We start from the raw sequence: 4,075 nt of genomic DNA on the forward strand, positions 1-4,075 counted from the left end.
TCTCGTCCACCACGGCCTGCGCCGCCCCCACCGGTCGCGCCGCTGCCGTCCACCGCACCGCCCAGGTCGTTGACCAGCACCTTCGCGCCGCGCGCCGCCAGCGCCAGTGCGTGCTGGCGGCCCAGGCCGCCGCCCGCGCCCGTCACGATGGCCACGCGGCCCTTGAAATCGATTGCCATGGGTTTCTCTCTCCTGTGGGCCCCGCGGGCCAGTGAATGGTTTTGCAAAAGCGGCCGTGCAATGTGCTGCAATCGGCCCAGCACGAATTCTGATCGAGCCCCCACCGCATGGCCATGCCCCACCGTCCCGATGACGACATCACCCTTCGCAAGCTGCACATCCTGCGGGTCTTCCTGGAGGCCGGCAATCTCGCGCGCGCGGCGGAGAGCCTGGACATCAGCGCGGTCAGCGTGCACCGCGCCCTGCACTCGCTGGAGGACGCGCTGCGCTGCCCCCTGTTCCGCCACGAAGGCCGCCACCTGCACCCCACCGAGGCCGCTCACCACCTGGCGGAGGTCGCGCGCGAGCTGCTGGGCACGCTGGCCGAGGGCATCCGCTCCACGCGGGCGGTGGCCGGGTATTCGTCCGACCGCATACGCATCGGATCGCTCTATTCGCTGACCAGCCGCACGGTGCCCACCCTCGTGATGGGCATGAAGCGGCGCCTGCCCGAACTGCAGACCGAACTGGTGCTGGGCTCGGACGCCGACCTGCGGCAAAAGCTGCGCAACGGCGCCATCGATGCCGCGCTGATGGGCTCGTCCGGCGATATGCCCGACCTCGAGTGCGAGCCCCTGTTCGAGGACGACATCCACTTCGCCGCGCCAGCCGACTCGCCCTACCCGCCCGACCAGCCCATCGACCTGGCCGCTTGCGCCAGCGAGCGCTTCGTCAGCCTCACGGAAGGCTTCGTGACCTACCAGGGATTCATGGAGACTTTCCGGGTGGCCGGCTTCACCCCCGACGTGGTGATGCAGACCGAGGACATCTTCTCGCTGATGAACCTGGTGAGCGGCGGCGTGGGCTGCACCCTGCTGCCCGGTCGGGTGCGTGGCGTGCTGCCGCCCAACGTGCGGCTCATCGCGCTGCAGCCGCGCTACCGCATGCGCCAGACCATCGCGCTGCACTTCCTGCGCACCCGCGAGCGCGACCCCAACCTGCTCGCCCTGCTGGCGGTCTGCCGCACCGCCAAGGCGGCGCTGTCCTGAGCCACCCTGCCAACCTTCTGGGGCAGCCCCTACGGGGGTCACCCTGGATCGTTTCGATTAGCGTAAGTGTCGGCACACCGCTGGCATTGATCCGCACCGCCCGGCTGCGTATCGTCCCCTGCAAGAACAAAGCCCCGCATCCATGAGCACAGCCACCGGCATGTGCCACCGCGGGGCACCACGGACAGGAGACAAATTCAATGACTTCCCACTGGATATCCATCTGCGCGCTCGCCAGCATGTTCGTCATCGCCACCGTACTGCCCATCAACATGGGCGTCATCGCCTTCGTCGGGGCCTTCCTGGTCGGCACGCTCGTGGCCGGCATGAATGCCAAGGCCATCATGGCGGGATTTCCTGCCGACCTGTTCCTGACGCTGGTGGGCATCACCTACCTGTTCGCTCTGGCGCAGAACAACGGCACGATCGACTGGCTGGTCAAGCTGGCGGTGCGCGCGGTGCGTGGGCGCATCGCGGCGATCCCGTGGATCATGTTCTTCATCGCCGCGGCGCTCACGGGCGTGGGGGCCGTCAGCCCGGCGGCGGTCGCCATCATCGCGCCCATCGCACTGGGCTTCGCGGCCAAGTACGGCATCAACCCGCTGATGATGGGTCTTCTCGTCATCCACGGCGCGCAGGGCGGCGGCTTCTCGCCGATCAGCATCTACGGCGGCATCACCAACAAGATCGTGGCCACGGCCGGCCTGCCGCTGAACCCCATCGCCACCATGGCGGCCAGCCTCGCGGTGAACCTGGCCGTGGCCATGGCGCTGTTCGTGGCCATGGGCGGGCTGAAGCTGGCGCGCCAGCGCACCGGCGCCCGCAACACCCCGTTCGACCTGCCGCAGGTGGCCCACGGCCAGGGCGGCGCCCAGGTCTATGGCAACGCCGAGGGCGACTCGCTGGCCGAGGAGCGCCGCACCGCCGCCCAAACCGACGACTCGCTCATGAACGCCGCCCCGTCCGCGCCGCAAGCGGAGGGTGCGCGCTGGTACCAGGCGGTCACCGTCATCGGCCTGCTCACCCTCGCCGTGCTGACGCTGTTCTTCAAGCAAGACATCGGTTTCGTCTCCATCACCATCGGCCTGCTGCTCACGCTGATGGCGCCCAACCTGCAAAAGCGCGCGCTCGGCCAGGTGTCTTGGCCCGAGATCATGCTGATCGTGGGCGTCAGCACCTTCGTGGGCGTGATGGACAAGATGGGCACCATCGACTTCGTGGGCCACAGCGTGGCCGCGCTCACCTCGCCGCTGATGGCGGCGCTGCTGCTGTGCTTCGTCGGCGCGGTGGTCTCGGCCTTCGCCTCGTCCACGGCGGTGCTGGGCTCGCTGATCCCGCTGGCCGTGCCGTTCCTGCAAGGCGGCGGCTCGGGCGATGCCGGCGTGGGCGCGGTGGGGTTCATCGCGGCCATGGCCGTGTCGTCCACCATCGTCGATGTGAGCCCCTTCTCCACCAACGGCGCGCTGGTGCTGGCCAATGCGCGCGGCGTCAACCGCGAGGTGTTCTTCCGCCAGCTCATGGTGTATGGCGCCGCTGTCACACTGATCGCACCCGTGGTGGTGTGGCTGCTGTTCGTCGTGCTCTGACCGACCGCCAGCCCCTGCCGTCCAATCTTCCAACCCACCACAAACTCCCATGAACCCCAGAGACTGGAACACCCGCGCGGACCGCCGCGCGCCCGGCTCGCGCGGGCCGACCGCGCGCTGGCTGCGCACGGCATGCCGCTGGCCGGCAAACGGGTCGATGCCGCCGCCATCGGCACGCTCCTCGAAGCCGTGCTGGAGCCCGGCGACCGCGTCTGCCTCGAAGGCAACAACCAGAAGCAGGCCGACTTCCTGGCCGATGCGCTGGTGCAGGTCGATCCGGCGCGCGTGCACCACCTGCACATGGTGCAGTCGGTGCTGGCGCTGCCGCAGCACCTGGACGTGTTCGAGAACGGCATCGCCTCGCGGCTCGATTTCAGCTTCTCGGGCCCGCAGAGCGCGCGCATCGCGCGGCTGGTGTCGGCCGGGCGCATCGAGATCGGCGCCATCCACACCTACCTGGAGCTGTTCGCGCGCTACTTCATCGACCTGACGCCGCAGGTCGCGCTGATCGCCGCGCAGGCGGCCGATGCCGAGGGAAACCTCTACACCGGCCCCAACACCGAGGACACGCCCGCCATCGTGGAGGCCACGGCCTTCTCGGGCGGCATCGTGATCGCGCAGGTCAACGAGATGGTGGACGGCCGCACCACCACGCTGCCGCGCGTGGACATCCCGGCCGGCTGGGTGAGCTTCGTCGTGCAGGCCCCGCGCCCGCACTTCATCGAGCCGCTGTTCACGCGCGATCCGGCGCAGATCAGCGAGATCCAGGTGCTCATGGCCATGATGGCGATCAAGGGCATCTACGGCGAGTACGGCGTGCAGCGCCTGAACCACGGCATCGGCTTTGACACCGCCGCCATCGAACTGCTGCTGCCCACTTACGGCGAGTCGCTGGGCCTCAAGGGCAAGATCGCCCGGCACTGGGCGCTCAACCCGCACCCGGCGCTGATCCCGGCCATCGAGGCGGGCTGGGTGGAATCGGTGCACTCCTTCGGCTCCGAGCTGGGCATGGAGGACTACATCCGCGCGCGCTCGGACGTGTTCTTCACCGGGCCGGACGGCAGCCTGCGCAGCAACCGCGCCTTCTGCCAGGCCGCTGGGCACTATGCCTGCGACCTGTTCATCGGCTCCACCCTGCAGATCGACCTGGACGGCAACAGCTCCACCGCCACCCTGGGGCGCATCGCGGGCTTCGGCGGCGCGCCCAACATGGGGGGCCGATGCGCGCGGTCGGCGCCATGCCAGCCCCGCATGGCTCAAGGCCGGCCCCCAGGCGCGGGG

2 protein-coding genes and 2 pseudogenes are annotated in these 4,075 nt (G+C 69.3%); 3 read left to right on the forward strand and 1 reads right to left on the reverse strand.

The annotated features are described in order from the left end of the window. Window positions 1-179 (reverse strand): annotated as a pseudogene (locus AC27KI_RS20070) (3-hydroxyacyl-CoA dehydrogenase); the annotation flags it as partial. 114 nt (window positions 180-293) lie between these two features. Here AC27KI_RS20070 and AC27KI_RS20075 point away from each other — a divergent pair. The 3 genes and pseudogenes from AC27KI_RS20075 to AC27KI_RS20085 all read left to right on the forward strand — a co-directional run. Further along, a complete protein-coding gene (locus AC27KI_RS20075; protein ID WP_284429562.1) occupies window positions 294-1,208 on the forward strand; it encodes a LysR family transcriptional regulator in 915 nt (304 codons plus the stop codon). A 200-nt stretch (window positions 1,209-1,408) separates the two neighbouring features. Then, window positions 1,409-2,794: an SLC13 family permease gene (locus AC27KI_RS20080; protein ID WP_284428799.1), complete on the forward strand. Its 1,386-nt coding sequence runs from the start codon at window positions 1,409-1,411 to the stop codon at window positions 2,792-2,794. Between the two features lie 49 nt (window positions 2,795-2,843). After that, window positions 2,844-4,075: pseudogene (locus AC27KI_RS20085) on the forward strand (malonate decarboxylase subunit alpha); the annotation flags it as partial.

Source organism: Acidovorax sp. KPB24-03, assembly GCF_057546605.1.

Bases quoted from the DNA above. Each gene is read 5' to 3' on its own strand.
- AC27KI_RS20075 (WP_284429562.1), top strand. From the start codon at position 294: ATGCCCCACCGTCCCGATGACGACATCACCCTTCGCAAGCTGCACATC.
- AC27KI_RS20080 (WP_284428799.1), top strand. From the start codon at position 1,409: ATGACTTCCCACTGGATATCCATCTGCGCGCTCGCCAGCATGTTCGTC.